Origin of the sequence: Caballeronia grimmiae (assembly GCF_000698555.1) — a bacterium.
GTDB lineage: Bacteria > Pseudomonadota > Gammaproteobacteria > Burkholderiales > Burkholderiaceae > Caballeronia > Caballeronia grimmiae.
On the sequence record NZ_JFHE01000053.1, the window covers coordinates 1 to 22,834 of the forward strand.

Sequence of the window (22,834 nt, forward strand, 5' to 3'; positions counted from 1 at the left end):
GCTGCTCGACGAACCGACCAATCACCTCGATGCCGAATCCGTCGAATGGCTGGAGCAGTTCCTGACGCGCTATCCCGGCACCGTCGTCGCCGTCACGCACGATCGCTACTTCCTCGACAACGCCGCCGAGTGGATTCTCGAACTCGACCGCGGACACGGCATTCCGTGGAAGGGCAATTATTCGAGCTGGCTCGACCAGAAGGAAGACCGCCTCAAGCAGGAAGAATCGAGCGAATCCGCGCGTCAGAAAGCCATCAAGAAAGAACTCGAATGGGTGCGCCAGAATCCGAAGGGACGTCAGGCGAAATCGAAGGCGCGTATCGCACGCTTCGAGGAACTGAACAGCCAGGAATATCAGAAGCGCAACGAAACGCAGGAAATCTTCATTCCGGTCGGCGATCGGCTCGGCAATGAAGTCATCGAGTTCAAGAACGTCAGCAAGGCGTATGGCGATCGGCTGCTGATCGACAACCTCAGCATGAAGATTCCGGCCGGCGCGATCGTCGGCATCATCGGGCCGAACGGCGCGGGCAAGTCCACGCTCTTCCGCATGCTGACCGGCAAGGAGCAGCCGGATTCGGGCGAGATCATCCAGGGCCCGACGGTCAAGCTCGCCTATGTCGATCAAAGCCGCGACGCGCTCGCCGCCGACAAAACCGTCTTCGAGGAAATCTCCGGCGGCGCCGATGTGCTCACGGTCGGCAAGTACGAAACGCCGTCGCGCGCCTACATCGGCCGATTCAACTTCAAGGGCAGCGACCAGCAGAAGCTCGTCGGTAATCTGTCGGGCGGCGAACGCGGGCGTCTGCATCTCGCGAAGACGCTGATCGCGGGCGGCAACGTGCTGCTGCTCGACGAACCGTCGAACGATCTCGACGTCGAAACGCTGCGCGCGCTCGAAGACGCACTGCTCGAATTCGCCGGCTCGGTGATGGTTATTTCGCACGATCGCTGGTTCCTCGACCGGATCGCGACGCACATCCTCGCGTTCGAAGGCGAATCGCACGTCGAATTCTTCGACGGCAATTACCAGGAATACGAGGCTGACAAGCGCAAACGCCTCGGCGAAGAAGGTGCGAAACCCAAGCGCCTGCGTTACAAGCCGATCACGCGCTGACCGGCGCCGGAAGCGCGCTCAATGCGGGCGCGCGCACCGACATCATCAACAAAAATGGCGACTGTCTCGGGCACGTCGCCATTTTTGTTTGCGCGGCGGTTTTCGCCGAATCAATGAGCTTGCACGGGGAGACGCAATACATGGCGGCATCGGACGCGCGGCGGGGAGCGCGGTGGGCAGTGGGGGTCGTCATCGCGATCGTCGTCGTGGCGATCGGCGGATGGTTCTTCGTCGCGCATCAGATGAAGGAACGCATCCGCGAGACGCTCGGGCCGAACGGTTCCGTCGACGAGATCGATGTCGGCTTCGGGCAAGTGACGCTTTCGCGCGTGCGGCTGCGCGGACCGCGCGACTGGCCGGCCGGCGACGCGTTGCGTGCGGAGCGCATGGTGCTCGATGTCGATATGCGCGCGGCGCTGTCGAATCGCGTGCATCTGCGCAATGTGAGCGTCGACAACTACTATCTGTCGATCGTGCGCGCCGCCGATGGCCGCGTGCTTATCCTCCCCGGTCTCAAGGAAACCGCGCGCGTCGCCAACGCGAAGCCCGACGACAAGGCCGTGCAGCACGCGCAGGAAGAAAAGCTGATCGACCGCGTGTCGTTCGAACGCGGCGCGATGGAGTTTTTCGACGCATCGGTGCAGCAGCAGCAGCAGCCGTATCGCGTGCTGATCAGCGACGCACGCGCAACGATCGAGCATCTGCATCTGCCGGCGCTGACCGAACGCACGTCGCTTTCGATGACCGGCTCCATCAAAGGTCCATCGCACACGGGCACGGTTTCGTGGGGCGGCTGGATGGTCATCGCCAGCAAGGATTCGCAGACGCGCGCGACGCTGCGCAGCGTCGACATCGCGACGCTCGATCCTTACCTGCTGAAGAAAGCCGGCGCGAAGGCCGCGGTGACGGGCGGCACCATCGACATGACACTCGACGCGAGCGTGCGCGACTACCGCATTCATGCGCCGGGAGTGCTCACGCTGAATCACCTGCAAATCAGCGACGGCGCGGGTCCGCTCGACACCTTTCTGTCGATACCGACCAAAGCCGCGATCGCCGCGCTGAAGGATCGCAAGGACGAGATCAAGCTCGAATTCACGCTCGACGGCGATCTGCGCGATCCGAAGTTCTCGCTGTCGGAGAGTCTGTCGAAGAAACTCGCGGCCGGGTTTGCGAAGGCGCTCGGCGTGAGCGCGGAAGGCGTCGCGAAGGGCGCGGGCGATACGGTGCGGGGAATCGGCAACGCGCTGAAGAATCTGCTGGGGCAGTAGCGCGTCGCCGCTGGCGTGCGTGTTAGATCGGCACGTTCAGCGCGCGCAGCTTCGTTTCCGTGTCGAGCGCGCCGGTGTAGTGAACGCCGTGCCAGCCAAGAGCGGTCGCGGCTTGGGCGTTTTTGAGGTTATCGTCGATGAAGACGAGTTCATGCGGCCCCACGCCCGGCAGATGCTTCTCGATCTCGGTTTGCATCAACGCGAAAATCTGCGGATCGGGCTTGATGACGCCGACGCGCCCCGACACCACGATTTCACGGAAACGGCGCAGCACGTCGAAGCGCTCCCACGCGTAGGGGAAGGTCTCCGCTGACCAGTTCGTCAGCCCGAAAAGCGGCACGCCTGCTGCGTCCAGACGGTCGACCAGCGCAACGCCCTCCTCGAGCACGCCGGCCACCATTTCATGCCAGCGCGCGTAGAACGCGCGAATCAGCGCTTCGTGCTCCGGATACAGCGCGACGAGTTCCGCGGTGCCCTCCTCAGTGCTCTGCCCGCCGTCTTGCTGGACGACCCAATCCATCTTGCAGACGTTGTCGAGAAACCAGCGGCGCTCGGTCTCGTTCGGAATCAGTTGCCGGTAGAGATACTCCCGGTCCCAGTCGATCAGCACGCCGCCGAAATCGAATACGACTGCTTTGATGGTCATTGTTCGCCACTCCTTTCGGGGTCTGTCAGATCGCCTGCGTCCGCTTTTCCAGCCAGGCCTTCGCCGCGCCCTCGACATGCGGCGACACGCGCCGGCGCACCGTCTCGTGATACGCGTTGAGCCACGCGCGCTCCTCGCCGTTCAGCAGCGAAAGGTCGATGCAGCGCGTATCGATCGGGCACAGCGTCAGCGTTTCGAACGACAGGAAATCGCCAAACTCAGTTTTGCCGGCGCTCTGATTCATCACCAGATTTTCGATGCGGATACCCCACTTGCCCGGCCGATAAATCCCCGGCTCGATCGAGGTGATCATGCCCTCTTCCATCGCCGTCCACGGCTCGGCGGGCGCGTAGTGCGAAATGACCTGCGGGCCTTCGTGCACGTTCAGGAAATAGCCGACGCCGTGGCCCGTACCGTGACCGTAGTCCGCGCCTGCTTCCCAGATCGGCGCACGCGCGATCGAATCGAGCATCGGCGAGCGGATGCCGCGCGGGAAACGCGCGCGCGACAGCGCCATCGTTCCCTTAAGCACGATGGTGAAATCGCGCTTGTGCTCCGCCGTGATCTCGCCGACGGGAACCACACGCGTGATGTCCGTCGTGCCGCTCAGATATTGACCGCCGGAATCGATCAGCAACAACCCGTTGCCTTCGATCACCGAATGCGACGCTTCGGTCGCGCGATAATGCGGCATCGCGCCGTTCGCGTTGAAGCCGGCGATCGTCGCGAAGCTCAGGCTTACGAAGCCCGGCCGGCGCGCCCGCGCCGCCGTGAGCTTTTCGTCGATGGTCAGCTCCGTGATGCGCTCGCGGCCCAGCGCATCTTCGAACCACGCGAAGAATTCGGCGAGCGCGGCGCCGTCCTGTTCCATCGTCGCGCGGATGTGTTCCGCTTCGGCGGGCGTCTTGCGCGACTTCTCGAATGTCGACGGATTCACCGTCTCGACGATCTTCACGCCCGACGCCACGCTCTCCAGCGAGCCATGCGTGATGCGGCGCGGATCGATCAGCAGCGTCGCGCCGGCCGGCAGCGCCCCGAGCGCCTGACGCGCGCCGGCATAAGGCGCGACGCGCACGCCGTCGCGCGAAAGCGTCTCTTTCAGCGCGTCCGGCACCTTGCCATCGGCGACGAAAATCGTGGCCTCATCCATTCCGACGAGCGCGTGCGCGACGAACACGGGGTTGTAGCTGACATCGCCGCCGCGCAGGTTGAAGAGCCAGGCGAGGTCGTCGAGCGTGGAGACGAAGTGCCATTGCGCGCCCTTCGCACGCATCGCCTCGCGGATTCTGGCCAGCTTGTCGGCGCGCGCGACGCTCGCGTGCGGCGCGGCATGCTCGTAGACGGGCGCCTCGGGCAGGCCGGGGCGATCGGGCCAGACCGCGTCCAGCATGTCGACATCCGTGCGCAGCGTGATGCCGCGTGCGGTCAGCGCATCGCCCAAAGCGCGCGCCGCCGCGACGCCGAGCACCGCGCCATCGACCACAACGACGCCGCCCGCCGGCACGTTCTCCGCCAGCCATTCGACGTGCGGCGCAGTCTGCTGTCCACCCATCATCTTCATCAGGACGATGCCGGTGCCGGCGAGTTGCGCCTCCGCTTGCGTCCAGTAGCGGCTATCGACCCAGACCCCCGCGAAATCCTGCGTCACGACGAGCGTGCCGACCGAACCGGTAAAGCCCGACAACCACTGACGCCCCTGCCAGCGCTCCGGCAGATATTCGGACAAGTGCGGATCGGCGGACGGGACAAGCACCGCGTCGAACCGGTCCGCGGCCAGGCGGCGGCGCAATGTCTCGACGCGCTGCGCGAAGGTAGCTGCGTCGGGAGTGGCGGAGTGTGCAACGCGATCGTTCATGGATGATCTGCCTTGAATGCCGAAGATGGATGCGATGGTGGAGAGATTTCAGCGCCGCGCCGCGAGTGCGACGGTTGCGGTCACGACGACGAGCGCGAAAAGCGTGCAAGCGAACCATTCGAGGGTATCGCCATCGTGATAAACACCGGCGACATTGCCGAACATGCGCGCAATGACGGCGGCGATCGCGCCCGCGACGATAGCGGTCCAGATGCGTCCCGCCGCGCCCTGCCCGACACGGCCGGCGCGCCGCAGCGGATGCAGCCACCAGCCCGCCGCGCCGATTACCGCGCCCAGAAAAATCATGCCGATCCAGCTCATCGGGCGCCGCTCCATTGGCTTCGATTAGGAAACGGCGCGGGGCGCCGCGTTCAAACGAACAAGTTTAGGGGGCCGGGTTTGCGATGGCAAGCGGTCCAAAACCGAATTAACCGGCTCGAACTATCTGAAAGACTTCTGGGAATATCCTAAAAGGACCGCGATAGAACGCCCGAGTGCTAAACTCGACTGCATTATCCGGTCAAGCAATTGGGCTGCTTCTTATCCATTCGCGGCCGGCAAGATCGCTTTAAAGATTGCCTGCCAGCACTTATTTCGATCGACGTTTTCCAAAAGCAGCGTACGATGAGCGAAAACAGGCTGTTATCCCTCGGCGGTCTTGAACTGATCGTGACCTACCGTGGCGCCACGCAGGAACGGCGCGACAACCTTCGCGGCGTGCTGCGCCATCTGAGCGTCACCTATACGGATTACACGGTTTATCTCATCGAGGCCGACGCGACCCCGACGTTCCACTGGTCCGGCCTCGGCGACGAGAAGATCCGCCACGTCTTCATCCATGACGACGGCCCGTTTTCCAGAGCAAGACTTTGCAATCTCGGCGCGCGCTTATGCACGGGTAAGGTTATTTGCTTTCACGATGCCGATATGATTGCGAATCCATATTATTTGACGCGTTGTGTCACGGCACTCGAAAATGGAATGAGCAGCGATGCACTGTGCCCGTTTCTTCGTGTAATTAACGTTGCGAACGCGCGTCGCAAAGAATTCATTACATCGGGAAACTACGCGTTATTCGAACCGTATCTGGAAACGGACTTGCCGGACGAAATGGAAGTGCTGTATCAAAATACGGCAGGCGCAATCGTGCTTTTCAAGCGCGCCGATTATATGCGCGTCGGCGGTTATGATCCGCGCTTCGTCGGCTGGGGCGGTGAAGACGACGACCTTCTGACGCGCGCCACCCGGCTCGGCGTGCGCTGGCATTCCGTTCCCGACCAGCGCGCCGCGCTTTTCCATCTCCACCATGACGCCGCTTCACGCCGCGACGCTATCGCCGGAGCCGAGCGCAATCGCGAAGCCGCCGCCGAAACCCGCGCGATGCCTCTGCCCGAACTCGAAGCCCGCGCGGCTCAACTCGCTCAGTATTTCGCCTGAGAGCACGCTGCGGTCGATTGTCGCGCCTGACGAAAGCGGCTCCGCCTACACACGTCACCCGGCGGCGCGCGATCGCTGCCCGAATGCCGCGTATAAATGAACGGATTCGTAAAACGCTATAATATTGGGCTATCTGAAAGGCCAACGGCTTAGGCCGAACGCATAATTACATGCAGCTCCTCACGATCGGAATCAATCACCACACTGCGCCTGTCGCCCTGCGCGAACGCGTGGCGTTTCCGCTCGAACAGATCAAGCCGGCCCTCTCCGCACTGAAAGACGTCTGGCTCGGCCCGAAGGTCCAGGCGCCGCCGGAAGCGGCCATCCTCTCGACCTGCAACCGCACCGAACTTTACTGCGCCACCGACGACATCGCCGCCCGCGAAGCCGCCGTCCACTGGCTCTCGCAGTACCACAATCTGCCCGTTTCCGAACTCGCGCCGCACGTCTATGCGCTGCCGCAGTCGGAAGCTGTGCGCCATGCTTTCCGCGTCGCGTCCGGGCTGGATTCGATGGTCCTCGGTGAAACGCAGATCGTCGGCCAGATGAAGGACGCGGTTCGCACCGCGTCGGAGGCCGGCGCGCTCGGCACGTATCTGAACCAGTTGTTCCAGCGCACCTTCGCCGTCGCGAAAGAAGTGCGCTCGACGACGGAAATCGGCGCGCAGTCGGTGTCGATGGCCGCCGCCGCCGTGCGCCTCGCGCAACGCATTTTCGAAAACGTGTCGAGCCAGCGCGTGCTGTTCATCGGCGCGGGCGAAATGATCGAACTTTGCGCGACGCACTTCGCCGCGCAAAGTCCGCGCGAACTGGTCGTCGCAAATCGCACGGCCGAGCGCGGCGAAAAGCTCGCCGAACGCTTCAACGGCCGCGCCATTCCGCTGTCCGACCTCCCCGCGCGCATGCACGAGTTCGACATCATCGTGTCGTGCACCGCGTCGACGCTGCCGATCATCGGTCTCGGCGCGGTTGAGCGCGCGGTTAAAGCGCGCCGGCATCGCCCGATTTTCATGGTCGATCTCGCCGTGCCGCGCGACATCGAGCCGGAAGTCGGCAATCTGCAGGACGTGTTCCTCTATACCGTCGATGACCTCGGCGCGATCGTCCGCGAAGGCAACGCGTCGCGGCAGGCCGCCGTCGCGCAGGCCGAGGCGATCATCGAAACGCGCGTGGCGAATTTCATGCAATGGCTCGATGCGCGCAGCATCGTGCCGGTCATCCGCCACATGCACACGCAGGCGGACGCCTTGCGCCGCGCGGAAGTCGAACGTGCGCGCAAGCTGCTTGCGCGCGGCGACGATCCCGCCGCCGTGCTCGAAGCGCTGTCGCAATCGCTCACGAACAAGCTCATTCATGGGCCGACGCACGCGCTCAACCGTGCGAGCCGTGAAGAGCGCGACCAGCTCATCGACCTGATGAGCGGCTTCTACCGCCACGGCTCGTCGTCCGAATCGTCGGACCGTTAGCGGCGTCCTCTTTGCTATTCTCAAATGCTCCGCGCGGCCCCGCGCGGCGCTTCCCGATTGCAGTCTTTCCTGGAGCGCAGGCTCCATCCCCGCCCGATGAAAACGAGCATGCAAAGCAAGCTCGACCAGCTTGCAAGACGGCAGGTCGATCTCAATGAACTGCTGAGCCGCGAAGACGTAACGTCCGATATGGACCAGTATCGCAAGCTCACGCGCGAACACGCGGAAATCAGTCCTATCGTCGATCAATACGCGCTCTGGCGACAGGCGCTCAACGACGAAACCACCGCTCAGGAACTGCTCGCCGATCCGTCGATGCGCGATTTCGCCGAAGAGGAAATCGGCGAGGCGCGCGAGCGCATGGCGAAGATCGAAGGCGACTTGCAGACGATGCTGCTGCCGAAAGATCCGAACGACGAACGCAACATCTTCATCGAAATCCGCGCGGGCACGGGCGGCGACGAATCCGCGCTGTTCGCGGGCGACTTGCTGCGCATGTATCTGCGTTACGCGGAACGCAACCGCTGGACCGCCGAGACGATGTCCGAAAGCGTGTCCGACCTCGGCGGCTATAAAGAAGTGATCGTGCGGCTCGCGGGTCAGGGCGCGTATTCGCGGCTCAAGTTCGAATCCGGCGGGCATCGCGTGCAGCGTGTGCCGGCGACCGAAACGCAGGGGCGCATCCACACGTCGGCGTGCACCGTCGCCGTGATGCCGGAAGCCGACGAAATCAGCGAAGTCGTGATCAATCCGGCGGATTTGCGCATCGACACGTTCCGCGCATCGGGCGCGGGCGGACAGCACATCAACAAGACGGACTCGGCCGTGCGCGTGACGCACTTGCCGACGGGCATCGTCGTCGAATGTCAGGACGACCGCTCGCAGCACAAGAACAAGGATCGCGCGCTGAAGGTGCTCGCCGCGCGCATCAAGGACAAGCAGTATCACGAGCAGCACGCGAAGGAAGCCGCGACGCGCAAGAGCCTGATCGGTTCGGGCGATCGCTCCGAACGCATTCGCACCTACAACTTCCCGCAAGGGCGCATGACGGATCACCGCATCAACCTGACGCTCTACAAGCTCGAATACATCATGGACGGCGATCTCGACGAACTGATCGGCGCGCTGGTTTCCGAGCATCAGGCAGAACTGCTCGCGGCGCTCGGGGATGCCGAGTGACGACGGTCGCGCAATTGCAGCGCGCTTCGTTGCTCCCCGCGCTGGAAACGCGCGTGCTGTTGACGCACGTGCTCGGCTGGCGTCGCACTGAACTCATCACGCGCGACGACGAGCCGCTCGATCCGCACGCGGTGCAGCGTTTCGAGGCGCTGGCGCAGCGGCGCTTGAACGGCGAGCCGATCGCGCAGCTGACCGGCAAGCGCGAGTTCTTTGGTCTGGAGTTCGAAGTGTCGCCGGACGTGCTGATTCCGCGCCCGGAAACCGAACTGCTGGTGGAAACGGCGCTGGACGCCATCGCCGGCACGCCGAACGCGCGCGTGCTCGATCTCGGCACCGGAACCGGCGCAATCGCGATTTCGATCGCCCACGCCCGGCCCGACGCCCACGTCTGGGCCGTCGACCGCTCGCCCGCCGCACTCGACGTCGCGCGGCGCAATGCGCGCGCTCTGCTCGATCCGGCGCGCACGGTGACGTTTATCGAAAGCGACTGGACCGCCAAGCTCGATCCGTCGCTGCGCTTCGAGGCCATTGTCAGCAATCCGCCGTATATCGCGAGCGACGATCCGCATCTGACGCAAGGCGACTTGCGCTTCGAGCCGCGCGGCGCGCTCACCGATGATGCCGACGGCCTCTCGGCGATACGCGTGATCGTCGAAACCGCGCCGTTGCTGCTCGCGCCCAACGGCGTGCTGTGGATCGAGCACGGCTACGATCAGGCCGACGCCGTGCGCCGCCTGCTCACGGCACGCGGCTTTACCGATGTCCGCTCGATTCGCGATCTGGCGGGCATCGAGCGCACGAGCGGCGGCGCGTTCACCGCCTGAGTCCGGCGCCGAACCGCGCGGGCGAAATCCGCTATCATTTCGAGACCTGAGTCCAACCGACATTACAGCGCAGGAACGCCATGGATACGCAAGAACGCATCAAGCAGATCGTTGATCAAAACCCGGTCGTCCTTTTCATGAAAGGCACGGCGCAGTTCCCGATGTGCGGCTTTTCCGGCCGCGCCATTCAAGTGCTGAAGGCGTGCGGCGTCGATCAGATCATGACGGTCAACGTCCTCGAAGACGAAGGCATCCGTCAGGGCATCAAGGAATTCTCCAACTGGCCGACGATTCCGCAGCTCTATGTAAAGGGCGAGTTCATCGGCGGATCGGACATCATGATGGAGATGTATCAATCGGGCGAACTCCAGCAGCTTTTCGCCGCTGCCTGAGCCGCTTGCAAGTCATCAGAACGTGAATGCGCCCGCTGCCGTGAAGCGACGGCTCATCGTCGCGATCACCGGCGCAACGGGCGCCATCTACGGCGTGCGTCTGCTCGAGACGCTGCGCCGCTTGCCTTCGGTCGAGACGCATCTGGTCGTCTCCGCCGCGGGCTGGCTGAACATTCAGCACGAACTCGAACTCGATAGAACCGCCGTCCACGCCCTCGCGGATGTCGTCCACAACGTGCGCGATGTCGGCGCGAGCATCGCGTCCGGGTCTTTTGCGACGGACGGCATGATCGTCGCGCCGTGTTCGATGCGCACGCTCGCGAGCATCGCGCACGGTCTCTCCGATAACCTCATCACCCGCGCCGCCGATGTCGTCCTCAAGGAGCGTCGCCGGCTGGTGCTGCTCGTGCGCGAAACGCCCTTCAACCTCGCGCATCTTCGCAATATGACGGCGGTGACCGAGATGGGCGGCGTCATCTTTCCGCCGCTGCCGGCGTTCTATCACAAGCCCGGGAGCATCGACGAACTGGTCGATCACACCGTCGCCCGCGTGATCGATCTGTTTGGCGTGTCGGAGCCGGTAGCCGCCGCGTGGCAGGGAATGCGCGGCGAAGTCGACTGATTGGAAACAGCGCGGACACAATCCGTTGCCCGCGCTGCCGTTTATCGACGGTTCGGAAAGTCGTACATTGGTAGCAACCACTTCTGGATTCGCTGCGATGACCCGACTGCCTACTCTCTTCATCTCCCACGGCGCACCGACGCTGCCGATCGACCCGTCGATGCCGTCCGCCGGTTTCGCCTCGCTCGCCGCGACGCTGCCGCGTCCGCGCGCCATTCTGATGCTGTCCGCGCACTGGAACACCACCGAGCCGGTTGCGAGCGTCGCGGAGCGCCCCGACACGATCCACGATTTCTACGGGTTCCCGCGCGCGCTCTACGAACTGCGCTATCCCGCGCCGGGCGCACCGGATATCGCGAAACGCGCCGCCGCGCTGCTCGGCGAGCACGGAATCGCCAGTTCGACAACCGACCACGGGCTGGACCACGGCGCGTGGGTGCCGCTGCTGCTGATGTTCCCCGACGCCGACGTGCCCGTCGCGCAATTGTCGATTCAGCCGCGCCTCGACGCCGCGCATCACTTCAACGTCGGGCGGGCGCTGCGCGAGTTGCGCGACGACGGCGTGATGATCGTCGGTTCCGGGCAGATCACGCACAACCTGCGCATGGCGGATTTCGGCGCGCGTCCGGAAGATGCGGACCCGCGCGTCGTCGAATTCACCGACTGGTTCGAATCGCAGCTCGCCGCCCGCGATATCGACGCCCTGCTCGACTATCGCGCCCGCGCGCCGCACGCCGCGCTGATGCACCCGACGGACGAGCATCTGCTGCCGGTCTTCGGCGCGCTCGGCGCGGCATCGGACGATTATCGGCTTGGGGTTCAATCGCTCGGCACCTTCCAGCGCGCGCTCGCGATGACGAATTACGTCTTTTCGGACGCCTGATCCGGCTCGCAAAACAAAGAAGCCCGCCGGATCGCTCAGGCGGGCTTCGTTTCATCGTAGCGGGAAGTTAAGCGCCGACTTCGTGAAGAATGTCCTCGCGGCTTTCACGCTCAGCCAGGTAATCCGTGCGATACCCGGTGTGCACGCCCCAGTAATAGAAGATCAGCGAAAGTACGGCCACGCCGGCCATGTCCCAGCCGTAAGGCAGAAGCCCGCTGCCGCCGAACTCCTTGCTGCCGACGAGCGACATCACCGCCATGCAAGGCAAATAGCCGATCAGCCACCACGCGGCCTTCAGATCGCGGCCCCAGCCGGCAAAGCCCGTCTTGCTCTGAAAGTAGAAATACACCGGCAGCGCGACGACCATCAGCAGGATGATTTCGCCCGTCAGCGGCCACTTCGCCCAGTACAGCACGAGCGATGCGCACACGAATGCGAACGGCGCGATCAGGCCCATCAGCGGCAACGTGAGCGGGCGGTCGAGATCCGGAGCGGAACGGCGCAGCGCCATCAGGCTGATCGGGCCGGTCAGATAGGAAATGACCGTGGCGACCGAAATCACTGCGGCGAGCGTGCCCCAGCCGCGGAAGAAGAACATGAAGATGAACGAGACGATCAGGTTGAACCACATCGCCTGACGCGGCACGCCGTAGAACGGATGCACGTTGCCGAACATCTTAGGCATCGTGTTGTTGCGCTCCATCGCGTAAATCATGCGGGTGGTCGTCGCCATGTAGGTCGTGCCGGTGCCGCTCGGGCTGACGAAGGCATCGATGTAGAGCAGGACGGCCAGCCAGTTCAGGTTCAGCGCGATCGCCAGTTCCGCGAACGGCGATGCGAAGTGGAAGTGCTTCCAGCCGAGCGCGACGTCGCTCGGATTCACCGCGCCGATGTACGCGATTTGCAGCAGCACGTAGATCACGAGCGCGATCAGAATCGATCCGACCACCGCGAACGGCACGCTGCGCGCCGGATTCCGCGCTTCGCCGGCCAGGTTGACCGGGCTTTGAAAGCCGTTGAAGCTGAACACGATGCCGCTCGTCGCCACGGCCGTCAGCACGGCAGGCCAGCCGTAAGGCGCGAAGTTCGACACCGTGCCGAAGTTCTCGGAATGGAAGCCGGAGAAGATCAGGCCGGCGATGGTCGCGCCCGGAATCAGGAACTTGAAGACCGTGATCGCGGTGTTCGCGCGTGCGAAGACCTTCACGCCCCAGTAATTGAGCATGAAGTAGATGATGACGAGCAACGCGGACAGTGCGAGGCCGCTCGTGGTGAGCGTGTCGTTGACGAACAGGCCGTGCGTCCATTCGTACGGCCACGTGCTCATGTACTGGATGGAAGCCTCCGCCTCGATCGGAATGACCGAAACGATCGCAATCCAGTTCGCCCACGCCGCGATGAAACCGACCAGCGCGCCGTGCGAGTAGCGCGCGTAACGCACCATGCCGCCCGATTCCGGGAACATCGCGCCCAGTTCCGCGTACGTCAGCGCGATGGCTAGAATGACGACCGCGCCGATCACCCAGGCGCAAATGGCAGCGGGGCCGGCGATCTGCGAGGCTTTCCAGGCTCCGAACAACCACCCGGAACCGATGATGGATCCAAGACCGGTCAGCATCAGCGCCAACGGTCCAATATTTCTTTGAATCGAACTCTTCACTATCCTCTCCAATGTCTCGCGTCGCGCGCGAGTCGAACACGGCTAAGCGGCCGCATCCGCCGGGATGCCGGCAACCGTTCCGGCGATCCAGCGACGCTGGTGCAACCCTTCTCAACGAAGGCGCGTAGTTTAACGGTTGCACCTTTCTAACGCAGTGCAAACTGCCGGAAAGCACGCTTTTTGTAGACCATCTGACGAAAGTCCAGCGAAGAACGGGGCACGTTTGCGGGGGCGCAGGCTGTCTCAAAAAACCCCCTCAGAGTTGTCGGATATTATTTGACCGCGAAATGGTTTAGCCGTATAAACCTTCTTGCAGGATTTCAAGTGGCGAGTGAAGTGGTTCTTTCGTAGTTCGCCATTACGGTACTCCGGTTGGTCCCATTGCCCCTTCCTTGATTTTCATGCACCCCTGGCTTCGGCCTTACTCATCAAATTTTTTGGAATAAGTAATATGGAAACCGGTACCGTCAAGTGGTTCAATGACGCAAAGGGCTTTGGCTTCATCACCCCGGATGGCGGCGGCGAAGACCTGTTCGCGCACTTCTCGGAAATCCGCATCGAAGGCTTCAAGACGCTTCAGGAAAACCAGAAGGTTACCTATGAAGTGAAGACTGGCCCGAAGGGCAAGCAAGCTGCGAACATCAAGCCGGCCTAAGGCTGCTGAGTTCAGAAAAAACCCCGCGTACGCGGGGTTTTTTCATTGGAGCGCAGGTCTCGCGCCGTGCTGAATCTTCAGGCGAATACGCGTTGTGCATAAATGCCGAGGCCCTTGGCGACACTCGCCAGCCGGTCGCCGAACACGGGCTGCGCACCCGGCAACGCCGCCGACAGTGCGTCGGACAGGAACCGCAGGCCGGTGGTGCCACCGGTGAAGTAGATCGCGCCGACGTCCGCCGCGCCGACACCCGCCCGCTTGACCGTCTCCAGCGCTGTTTCCACGATCCGCCGAGTCTCGTCGTGCCCCGCGTCGATCAGTTGCTGCTCGTCGAACGGCACGCGCAGCGCCTCCTCGACTTCCTCCATGTCGATCTCGGTCACGCCGCCCGCCGATACGTCGATCTTCGCTTCCTCCGCGTGCGCGGTGAGCGCGTGCCCGAGCCGCCGGTCGACGACGCGCATCAGCCGGTCGTGATGACGCGGCTCGACATAGAGATGGCGCATCAGCTGCAATTCGCCGACGCGCTTCGGCGCATAGACCGTGTTGATCAGATGCCAGGTCGCGAGATCGAAGTACACGCGGTTCGGCACTTCGCGGCCCTGCGGGTCGAGCGCCTGATAACCGAGCTGGCGCAGAATGGTCGCCAGTTCCACGCGCCGGTCGAAATCGGTGCCGGCGACGTGAACGCCGTGATGCGCGAGCACATCGCTCTTGCGCTCCAGTTGGCGCGCGCGCTCGGGGCCGACGCGCACGAGCGAAAAGTCCGACGTGCCGCCGCCGATATCCGCAACCAGCACCAGCCCTTCCTGCGTGAGACCTGCCTCGTAGTCGAACGCAGCCGCGATCGGTTCATACTGGAAATGGATTTCGCGGAACCCGACGGCGTGTGCGCACGCTTCAAGCTGCTGCTGCGCCATGCGGTCGGCGCGCGGGTCGTCGTCGACGAAGAACACCGGGCGGCCCAGCACCGCCCGCGTCAGCGGCTCAGCGGCCACCGCCTGCGCCTTCTGCTTCAAATGCTGAAGGAACAGCGTGATGACGTCGGTGTATTTGATGCCGGAGCCGTCGCCCAGATCGGTGACGTTGTCCGCGAGCGGCGAACCGAGAATGCTCTTCATCGAGCGCATCAGACGGCCGTCGAACCCGTCGATATACGCCTCGAGCGCCGCGCGGCCGTACGACTGGTTGTCCTCGTCGGTATTGAAGAAGACGGCGGTTGGCAGCGTGGTCGCGTCGCCCTCGACGGGCGCGAGTCGCATCTGCAGCCCGTCGGGCAGGGCAACGGCGGAATTCGACGTGCCGAAATCGATCGCGCAGTAGGTCATGGAGGTCGCGGCGGCGTCAGCCTGCAACACCGCATATCAAAAAATATGGACGGCGTTTTTAACACGTCCAGAGAAGCGTATCAATCGCGGTCGGGATAAATATCAACCAGTGCGATTTGTCTCACAAGAGCGGAATGCACCTTGCTCGCCGCCGTGCAGTTTCGACTACGGGACGCCCCCACTTCATGAACGAGACCACCGCACCGCAAGAGAACCGTTCGGCCGATGCGTCCGGCGACCAGCCCGGCATCATCGAGACCGATCTTCCCGGACGGCTCGACCGCCTGCCGTGGGGCCGCTTTCATACGTTGATCGTTCTTGCGCTCGGCGTCACGTGGCTGCTCGATGGCCTCGAAGTGACGCTGGCGGGCGCGGTGGCAAGCGCACTCAAAACCAGCCACGTACTGCAGTTCTCGAACGCGGATGTCGGCATAGCCGGGAGCGCGTATATCGCGGGAGCGGTGCTCGGCGCGCTCGGCTTCGGCTGGCTCACCGACCGCCTCGGACGCCGCAAGCTCTTTTTTATCACGCTTTTCCTTTATGTCGCCGCGACCGCCGCGACGGCGTTCTCGTGGAATCTCGCCTCGTTCGTGCTGTTTCGCTTTCTGACCGGCGCGGGCATCGGCGGAGAATACACGGCCATCAACTCGACGATCCAGGAATTCACGCCCGCCCGATTGCGCGGCTGGACAGACCTCGCGATCAACGGGACCTTCTGGGTGGGCGCGGGCGTCGGTGCGGCGGGATCGATCGTCCTGCTCGATCCCGCGATGCTGCCGCCCGACTGGGGCTGGCGCGCATGCTTTCTGATCGGCGCGCTGCTCGGCCTGACGGTGCTGTTCATGCGGATGTGGGTGCCGGAAAGCCCGCGCTGGCTCATCACGCATAACCGCGCGGACGAAGCGCGGCGCATCGTCGAAGCAATCGAAGCGCAGTTTCACGAGCGAGGCGTCGAGATCGCGCGTGCGCCCGGCAAGCTGCTGCGGCTGCACGCGCGCGACCACACGCCGCTCGCTGAAGTCGCGCACACGCTGTTCGACGCGCATCGGCGGCGCTCGCTCGTCGGACTGACCTTGATGACCGCGCAGGCGTTCTTCTATAACGCGATTTTTTTCACCTACGCGCTCGTACTGACGGACTTCTATCACGTGCCGGGCGACCACGTCGGCTGGTATTTGCTGCCGTTCGCCGCCGGCAACTTTCTCGGCCCGGTGCTGCTCGGCCGATTGTTCGACGTGCTGGGCCGGCGCCGCATGATCGCATTCACGTATGCCGTCTCCGGCGTGCTGCTGACGTTGAGCGGCTGGATGTTCACGCAAGGGCTGCTGACTGTCACGACCCAGACGATCGCCTGGATGGTGATTTTCTTTTTCGCATCGGCGGCAGCGAGCTCGGCGTATCTGACCGTCAGCGAAACCTTCCCGCTCGAAATCCGCGCGCTCGCGATCGCCGTCTTCTATGCGTTCGGCACGGCGCTCGGCGGGATCATCGGGCCGACGCTGTTCGGGCGGCTGATCGACACGCACGAACGAGGCGCGGTGTTCGCCGGCTATCTGATCGGCTCGGCGCTGATGCTTGCGGCGGCGATCGTCGCCGGAATCTGGGGCGTGGCGGCGGAGCGCAAATCGCTCGAAGACGTGGCGCGTCCGCTTTCCGCCGCCGACGATCACTGACGCCGGCGCGCGTTCAGTCGAACGCCTTGCCCCACGCGCCGTCGTACGCCGTTTCGCCGATCGCACGACGCGCGCGCGGCGCGGCTTCACGTTCGCGCAATGCGTCGTCGAGCTGGCTTACGTCGCCGTGATGGCCGATTGCGATCATCGCGATGAGTTGAGCGTCTTCGGGAATCGAGAAGGCCGCGCGGAACGCGTCGCGGTCGAAGCCGCCCATCTGGTGCGTCGCGAGCGACATGGCGTGCGCCTGCAGGACGAGCGCCATCGACGCCGCGCCCGTGTCGTAAGTCGCGGTGCGGTTCGGCTCGCCTTTGGGCGTGAGGGTCGACGCCGCGACGCAGATCAGCACCGGCACGTTCGCGTTCCATGTCTGGTTGGACGGCGCGAGCGTATCGAATGCGCGCTGGAACGCGGCTGCATCGCGATGACGATCGAAGACGATGAACCGCCACGGCTGGAGATTGTTCGACGACGGCGCCCAGCGCGCCGCTTCCAGCAGCCGATGCAACTGCGCGCGTTCGACGGGCTTGTCGTCGTACGCCCGCGGACTCCAGCGGCCGGCGATCAGTTCGTGGATGTCGACATCGGTCGGAGCGGGTTTCGCACTCATGGCGTGAGTCCTCGTTCGTTGGAAGGCGTGCGGCGCGCTTCGATGAGAGGCGCGCCGCTCCGACGACAAGCATAGATCAAGGATGCGCGCGTCAGGTTGCCGCCACGCCGACCGGCCGTCCCGCCCGGTTGATGCGCAGCACCGCGACGGCGGCGACGAGGCACAGGCCGCCCGAGATCATCGTCGCGACGGTGTAGCTGCCGAGGCTCGATCGCAGCATGCCGCCGCCGAGCGCCGCGAACGCCGCGCCGAGCTGATGCCCCGCGACGATCCAGCCGAAGACGATCGGCGCGGATTCCTTGCCGTAGACATCGGTGGCGAGGCGCACGGTCGGCGGCACGGTGGCGATCCAGTCGAGCCCGTAGAACACCGCGAAGAGCGGCAGACCGAAGAAATCGATGCCGAACGCGTACGGCAGATAGATCAGCGACAAGCCGCGCAAGCCGTAGTACCAGAACAGCAGAAAGCGCGCATTAAAGCGATCGGAGAGCCAGCCGGAGAGCGTCGTGCCGAAGAGATCGAAGATGCCCATCGCGGCGAGGAGCGTGGCGCCCTGCACTTGCGTCATGCCGTAGTCCGAGCACATGGCGATCAGGTGCGTGCCGACATAGCCGTTCGTGCTTGCGCCGCACACGAAGAAGCTGAAGAAGAGCAGCCAAAAATCACGCGTCCGGCTCGCCGACGACAACGCGCCGAACGCCACCTTGATCGGATTCCTGGGCGCGGGCGCGGGACCGGCCGGCGCTTCGGCCGTTTCGCCGACGGGGCGCAGCGCGAGGTCGGCGGGACGCTCGGGCAGCAGCCACGCGACGAGCGGCAGCACGAGCGCGGTCGCGGCTGCCACGACGAAGACCACGGGCCGCCAGCCGTGATGTTCGGACAGCGCCGCCAGGAACGGCAGAAACACCAGCTGGCCGGTTGCCGAGCTTGCGGTAAGGATACCCATCGCGAGACCGCGATGCGTCGTGAACCAGCGATTCACCACGGTCGCCGACAGCGTGAGCGCCGCGACGCCCGTTGCGCCGCCGACCATCACGCCCCACACGATGACCATCTGCCACGGCGCGGTCATCATCGACGAAATGCCGACGCCCGCAGCCAGCGTCGCGAGCGCGGCGAGTAGCGTGGGACGCACGCCGAAGCGCTGCATCGCGGCGGCGGCGAACGGGCCGGTCAGGCCGTACAGCGCGAGATTGATCGAAATGGCGAGCGAGATCGTACCGCGCGACCAGCCGAACTGCTTTTCGAGCGGGAGCATCATGACGCTCGGCGTCGCGCGCGTGCCAGCCGCCGCAAGCAGAACCAGAAAAACGACGCCTACCGCCACCCACCCGTAATGCATCCGGCCGTTCAGCCGCCTCGCAACCCAATTCATCGCCGCTCCGGTTCGTTATGTTTCGTTAATATTCGTGACCGCTCTGTCACATCAGAGTTGCGAGCTTAGTTACCGATCGGTAACATGTCAAGGCCGATGCACATTTCGAGGAACCGCTTTGACACGATCATCCGCCGATCAGCCTAAATCCACAGTTCGCCGCCAGGTTCGCACCGATGGCGCGACCGCGCAGGAACAACTGCTCGACGCGGCGCAGGAGCTGTTTTACCGCGAAGGCATTCGCGCGGTCGGCGTGGATGCCGTTGTCGAGCGCGCGGGCGTCAATAAGATGAGTCTTTATCGGCGCTTCGCGTCGAAGGACGAACTCGTGGTCGCGTACCTGGAGCGCATGGACGACGGCTTTCGCAGGCGCTTCGAAGCGAGCTTGGCGAAGCATCCCGGCGAGCCCGCGAAACAACTCGTTCAGGCGTTCGAAGATTTGGTGAAACGGGCGTCGGCGCCGGATTATCGCGGGTGCCCGTTCGTCAACATCGCGTGTGAGTTCGGCGATCCGGCGCATCCGGCGCGGCAACTCGTCGATCGGAACAAAGGTTATGTAATGTCACGCTTCCTGGAAATTGCGCAGGCGGCGGGCGCGGACAATCCGCAGGAACTGGCAGAATCGCTGGCGCTGCTGGTCGACGGCGTCTACGCGACGAGTCAGACTTACGGTCCCGGATCGGGGCCACTGTGCGCTGCCCCACGCATTGCGCGCACGCTGATCAATGCGGCGTGCGGTTCGAATCGCGTCGAGCAAGGTAATCAGGAAAACTCATGATGGATGCAAGCACCCGCGACGAAGTCATCGCGGCCACCGAACATTGGCTGACGCGCGCGGTGATCGGCCTCAATCTCTGCCCGTTCGCCAAAAGCGTGCATGTAAAGGGACAGATTCGCTATGTCGTGAGCGAAGCGAGGACCGTGGAAGACACAGTGGTGGAACTCGCGGACGAATTGCGTCTTTTGCGTGACAGCGATCCCGAAGCCATCGATACGACGCTTTTCGTCACACCGCACGCGTTCGCGAACTTTAGCGAGTACAACGACGCGTTATTTTTTGCCGACCGCCTGCTGAACGACATGGGGATGGCGGGCGAATTGCAGATCGCGAGTTTCCATCCGCACTATCAGTTCGAAGGCACGCAGCCGGACGACATCGACAACTATACGAATCGCGCGCCGTATCCGATCTTTCATCTGCTGCGCGAGGCGAGCATCGATCGCGCGGCCGCCGCGTTTCCCGACGCGGCCGACATCTACGAGCGCAACATCGAAACCTTGCGCCGCCTCGGCCACGACGGCTTCAAGGCGTGGATGGACAAACGCTGAACTACGCAAAGAAGCGCTCGCGCAGTTCCTCGAGGCCGAGCGTTTCCAGCACTTCCGATAGCCGCTGCGCCGGACGCCCGCGCGGCAAGTCCTTGAACTGGGCGATGATGAGCTCGTTCTTCATCGAATGCTCCCAGCCGACCAGTTCCGTCACGCGGACCTGATAACCGTGGGATTCAAGTTGCAGGCATCGCAAAACGTTCGTGATCTGGCTGCCGAACTCGCGCGTGTGCAACGGGTGCCGCCACATTTCGGTCAGCACGTTCTTCGACAGCGAGTGCCCCTTGTTCTTGCGCAGCACCGAAGCGACTTCCGCCTGACAGCACGGCACCACGACGATGTACTTCGCTTTCTTCTGCAGAGCGAAGTGGATGGCGTCGTCGGTCGCGGTGTTGCAGGCGTGCAATGCGGTGACGATATCGACCGTTTCGGGCAGCAAATCCGAGCCGGTCGATTCGGCCACCGACAGGTTCAGAAACGACATGCCGTCGAATCCCAGCCGTGCCGCCAATTCCTCCGACTTTTTGACGAGCTCTTCTCGCGTCTCTATGCCATAGATGTGTGACCGATCGCGCAGAGACTTGAAGAAGAGATCGTAGAGAATGAACCCGAGGTAAGACTTCCCCGCACCGTGATCGACGAGCGATACGGAGCCTTGATGCTGATGCACGTCGGATAGAAGTGGTTCGATGAACTGAAACAGGTGATAAACCTGCTTCAGCTTGCGGCGGCTGTCCTGGTTCATCTTGCCGTCGCGCGTAAGGATGTGCAATTCCTTCAGCAGTTCGATCGATTGACCGGGACGAATTTCGTGCTTGTCGGAAGGTTCGGACGTGCCGGGAACCGACGCGGGGGACTTCTTGGCCATCGTGATCAGTGACTGGTTGATGAAAAGCGGAGCATGTTCGCGCTGAATGTGCGCTAACCGCTGGTTCTTGCGTCTGAAAAGAGGAAGTTTACCGAAAAGCGCAGAGACGCTCTTTGTTCCGGCCATCGAATTATCGGCCTATGCGTCACAACCAGCGCATGGAACGGATCGTGCATCGTCTGACAATGGGACCATTGCGACAGACGGCACACACGTGTGGTCACTGGCTGCCACGCGCCGATGCAGCACGCAGAAACACATAGTCAGTAACGAGCCGCGTCTCGACACGCCAGCGTCGTCACCGCGTCCGGTTCTGTTACGTAACACACTAACGCACAGCGCGGCGATGCGACTCGCCGGCGCCATGATCAAGAGAGGACGGCGATGGATGCGATCCCGGACAAGAAAGCAGAGAAACAGTTTCAGGAGATGCTCGCGGCACTGACCCAGATGCCCGCGTGGAGCGAAAAGCAGCAACTCGAACTCGAGATGGCGCGAGAGATCTCCGTGGAGATGTTGCGGATCGCCGAGTCGATGCGCGATGGCTCCACCGACATCGAGACGTGTCTCACGATGCTCAAGTACGCCAAAGTAATGGACTTCGTGCTGACGACGCTCGCTTCGCGCCGGGAGATCGCTCCGCAAACTCTGCGCGTGATCTTCAAGCTCGCGGGCCTGAAGGTGGATGAAGCCTATCCGGGCTGACACGCCCGGAGGTCCGGCGCCGGCCCGTCTTCCGAGGACGCGCCGGCTTCAGCCTTTGCGCCGCGTCATCAGCCGCGCGGCGGAATTGCGCATGTGCCGCTGCATCGCCGCCTGAGCCTGCACGGCGTCGCGGGCTTCCAGCGCTTCCAGAATGTCGCGATGCTCCGTCAGCGCCGCCGCCCAGGTCTCTTCTCCCTCGAAATGTCCCCGCAACGTCGACGACAGCGGACTGTGACGCTCGTCGTAGAGCGCGCCTACGGTGCGCACCAGCACGTCGTTACCGGACATCTGCGCGATGCCGACGTGAAACGCGCGATCGGCGCTCATCGGTATTTGACCGCTTTCGACTTCGAGCGCCATCGTTTCATAAACCGCTCGCAGCGCCTTCAGCGCCTTCGGCTTGGCGAACGGCGCGACGCTCGCCGCAATCGCGCCTTCGATCACGCTGCGCGCATTCATGATCTCGATCGGACTCTCGCCCAGTTCCGCCTCGGTGCTGGGTGGCCTGGCCGTCGGCGTCGCGGAGATATAGACGCCCGAACCCATGCGAATCTCGACGCGCCCTTCCAGTTCGAGCGCGACGAGCGCCTCCCGAACCGATGGCCGCGATACCCCGAGCGTCTGCGCGAGTTCCCGCTCGGATGGCAGCCGCCCGTTCGGCGCGAAGTCTCTCTGACCGATCATTCCGCGCAGCTTGTCGGCGATCTGGAGGTAGAGACGGCGCGTTTCGGCTGGTTTCACACTCACGGGCAGGCTCCTCAGGGCTCGGGGAAAACGTGGATTGTAATCAGGCGAAGGGTTGACGCACCGTGCGGCGGGCCTTCCCACCGTTTTTTACGTTTACAAGTGGCTTGACCAATTTCGATGCAAGCCACTAGTATGCAATCTGGTAAGGCCACGCGGTCTAATTTTTTTGTATCGCGTTGGAACCGTTTCCAA

The 22,834-nt window shown here is 63.4% G+C and carries 23 protein-coding genes; 14 read left to right on the forward strand and 9 right to left on the reverse strand.

Going from position 1 to position 22,834, the window contains the following annotated elements; translation table 11 throughout:
• Nucleotides 1-1,117: energy-dependent translational throttle protein EttA (gene ettA, locus BG57_RS28040; protein WP_035970176.1), on the forward strand; the 1,117-nt coding region annotated here is incomplete at its 5' end.
• A 140-nt stretch (nt 1,118-1,257) separates the two neighbouring features.
• A complete protein-coding gene (locus tag BG57_RS28045) occupies nt 1,258-2,388 on the forward strand; it encodes a DUF748 domain-containing protein (RefSeq protein WP_035970177.1) in 1,131 nt (376 codons plus the stop codon).
• A gap of 22 nt (nt 2,389-2,410) precedes the next feature.
• On the opposite strand, the gene BG57_RS28050 is transcribed toward BG57_RS28045, so the two are convergent.
• The 3 genes from BG57_RS28050 to BG57_RS28060 are packed head-to-tail and all read right to left on the reverse strand — an operon-like array spanning nt 2,411 to nt 5,210.
• Nucleotides 2,411-3,034, reverse strand: coding sequence for an HAD family hydrolase (locus BG57_RS28050; RefSeq protein WP_035970178.1), 624 nt, complete (start codon nt 3,032-3,034; stop codon nt 2,411-2,413).
• Between the two features lie 25 nt (nt 3,035-3,059).
• Complete coding sequence (locus BG57_RS28055) at nt 3,060-4,889, reverse strand: aminopeptidase P family protein (RefSeq protein ID WP_035970179.1); 1,830 nt, start codon at nt 4,887-4,889, stop codon at nt 3,060-3,062.
• Nucleotides 4,890-4,937: 48 nt separating this feature from the next.
• On the reverse strand, nt 4,938-5,210 hold the full coding sequence (locus tag BG57_RS28060) for a hypothetical protein (RefSeq protein WP_035970180.1): 273 nt from the start codon (nt 5,208-5,210) through the stop codon (nt 4,938-4,940).
• 207 nt (nt 5,211-5,417) lie between these two features.
• On the opposite strand from BG57_RS28060, the gene BG57_RS28065 reads away from it, so the two are divergent.
• The 7 genes from BG57_RS28065 to BG57_RS28095 all read left to right on the forward strand — a co-directional run bounded on the left by BG57_RS28065 (nt 5,418) and on the right by BG57_RS28095 (nt 11,692).
• Nucleotides 5,418-6,326 (forward strand): glycosyltransferase family 2 protein, encoded by a 909-nt coding sequence (locus tag BG57_RS28065; RefSeq protein ID WP_229754126.1) that lies wholly within the window; start codon nt 5,418-5,420, stop codon nt 6,324-6,326.
• A 170-nt stretch (nt 6,327-6,496) separates the two neighbouring features.
• On the forward strand, nt 6,497-7,792 hold the full coding sequence (hemA, locus tag BG57_RS28070) for a glutamyl-tRNA reductase (RefSeq protein ID WP_035970183.1): 1,296 nt from the start codon (nt 6,497-6,499) through the stop codon (nt 7,790-7,792).
• 96 nt (nt 7,793-7,888) lie between these two features.
• A complete protein-coding gene (prfA, locus tag BG57_RS28075; protein WP_035970184.1) occupies nt 7,889-8,971 on the forward strand; it encodes a peptide chain release factor 1 in 1,083 nt (360 codons plus the stop codon).
• Nucleotides 8,968-9,795: a peptide chain release factor N(5)-glutamine methyltransferase gene (prmC, locus tag BG57_RS28080; protein WP_035970185.1), complete on the forward strand. Its 828-nt coding sequence runs from the start codon at nt 8,968-8,970 to the stop codon at nt 9,793-9,795. The genes prfA and prmC overlap by 4 nt, the downstream gene beginning before the upstream one ends.
• A gap of 80 nt (nt 9,796-9,875) precedes the next feature.
• Nucleotides 9,876-10,187 carry a Grx4 family monothiol glutaredoxin gene (gene grxD / locus BG57_RS28085; protein ID WP_035970186.1) on the forward strand — a complete coding sequence of 104 codons (312 nt, stop codon included), beginning with the start codon at nt 9,876-9,878 and terminating at the stop codon, nt 10,185-10,187.
• A gap of 22 nt (nt 10,188-10,209) precedes the next feature.
• On the forward strand, nt 10,210-10,809 hold the full coding sequence (locus BG57_RS28090; protein ID WP_035970187.1) for a UbiX family flavin prenyltransferase: 600 nt from the start codon (nt 10,210-10,212) through the stop codon (nt 10,807-10,809).
• Between the two features lie 97 nt (nt 10,810-10,906).
• On the forward strand, nt 10,907-11,692 hold the full coding sequence (locus BG57_RS28095; RefSeq protein ID WP_035970188.1) for a DODA-type extradiol aromatic ring-opening family dioxygenase: 786 nt from the start codon (nt 10,907-10,909) through the stop codon (nt 11,690-11,692).
• A 67-nt stretch (nt 11,693-11,759) separates the two neighbouring features.
• Here the strand turns inward: BG57_RS28095 and BG57_RS28100 are convergent, their stop codons facing one another.
• Complete coding sequence (locus tag BG57_RS28100; RefSeq protein WP_075583231.1) at nt 11,760-13,352, reverse strand: APC family permease; 1,593 nt, start codon at nt 13,350-13,352, stop codon at nt 11,760-11,762.
• A 451-nt stretch (nt 13,353-13,803) separates the two neighbouring features.
• Here BG57_RS28100 and BG57_RS28105 point away from each other — a divergent pair, with 451 nt between their 5' ends.
• A complete protein-coding gene (locus BG57_RS28105; protein ID WP_016346375.1) occupies nt 13,804-14,007 on the forward strand; it encodes a cold-shock protein in 204 nt (67 codons plus the stop codon).
• 77 nt (nt 14,008-14,084) lie between these two features.
• Here BG57_RS28105 and BG57_RS28110 read toward each other — a convergent pair whose 3' ends face one another.
• Nucleotides 14,085-15,335 (reverse strand): Hsp70 family protein, encoded by a 1,251-nt coding sequence (locus BG57_RS28110; protein ID WP_035970201.1) that lies wholly within the window; start codon nt 15,333-15,335, stop codon nt 14,085-14,087.
• 185 nt (nt 15,336-15,520) lie between these two features.
• Here BG57_RS28110 and BG57_RS28115 point away from each other — a divergent pair, with 185 nt between their 5' ends.
• A complete protein-coding gene (locus BG57_RS28115; RefSeq protein ID WP_035970190.1) occupies nt 15,521-17,008 on the forward strand; it encodes an MFS transporter in 1,488 nt (495 codons plus the stop codon).
• 13 nt (nt 17,009-17,021) lie between these two features.
• Here the strand turns inward: BG57_RS28115 and BG57_RS28120 are convergent, their stop codons facing one another.
• Both BG57_RS28120 and BG57_RS28125 read right to left on the reverse strand, forming a co-directional pair.
• On the reverse strand, nt 17,022-17,618 hold the full coding sequence (locus BG57_RS28120; protein ID WP_035970191.1) for a nitroreductase family protein: 597 nt from the start codon (nt 17,616-17,618) through the stop codon (nt 17,022-17,024).
• 91 nt (nt 17,619-17,709) lie between these two features.
• On the reverse strand, nt 17,710-18,993 hold the full coding sequence (locus BG57_RS28125; RefSeq protein WP_035970193.1) for an MFS transporter: 1,284 nt from the start codon (nt 18,991-18,993) through the stop codon (nt 17,710-17,712).
• A gap of 118 nt (nt 18,994-19,111) precedes the next feature.
• On the opposite strand from BG57_RS28125, the gene BG57_RS28130 reads away from it, so the two are divergent.
• A complete protein-coding gene (locus BG57_RS28130; protein ID WP_035970194.1) occupies nt 19,112-19,771 on the forward strand; it encodes a TetR/AcrR family transcriptional regulator in 660 nt (219 codons plus the stop codon).
• Nucleotides 19,768-20,322: a DUF1415 domain-containing protein gene (locus BG57_RS28135; protein WP_035970195.1), complete on the forward strand. Its 555-nt coding sequence runs from the start codon at nt 19,768-19,770 to the stop codon at nt 20,320-20,322. Before BG57_RS28130 ends, BG57_RS28135 begins: the two co-directional genes overlap by 4 nt.
• A gap of 1 nt (nt 20,323) precedes the next feature.
• Here the strand turns inward: BG57_RS28135 and BG57_RS28140 are convergent, their stop codons facing one another.
• Nucleotides 20,324-21,190 (reverse strand): class I SAM-dependent methyltransferase, encoded by an 867-nt coding sequence (locus BG57_RS28140; RefSeq protein WP_052006052.1) that lies wholly within the window; start codon nt 21,188-21,190, stop codon nt 20,324-20,326.
• Between the two features lie 384 nt (nt 21,191-21,574).
• Between BG57_RS28140 and BG57_RS28145 the strand changes: the two genes are divergently transcribed.
• A complete protein-coding gene (locus BG57_RS28145; protein WP_035970196.1) occupies nt 21,575-21,895 on the forward strand; it encodes a hypothetical protein in 321 nt (106 codons plus the stop codon).
• Between the two features lie 48 nt (nt 21,896-21,943).
• Here the strand turns inward: BG57_RS28145 and BG57_RS28150 are convergent, their stop codons facing one another.
• Nucleotides 21,944-22,642, reverse strand: a complete 699-nt coding sequence (locus tag BG57_RS28150) for a FadR/GntR family transcriptional regulator (protein WP_035970197.1) — start codon at nt 22,640-22,642, stop codon at nt 21,944-21,946.
• Between the last annotated feature and the right edge of the window lie 192 nt (nt 22,643-22,834).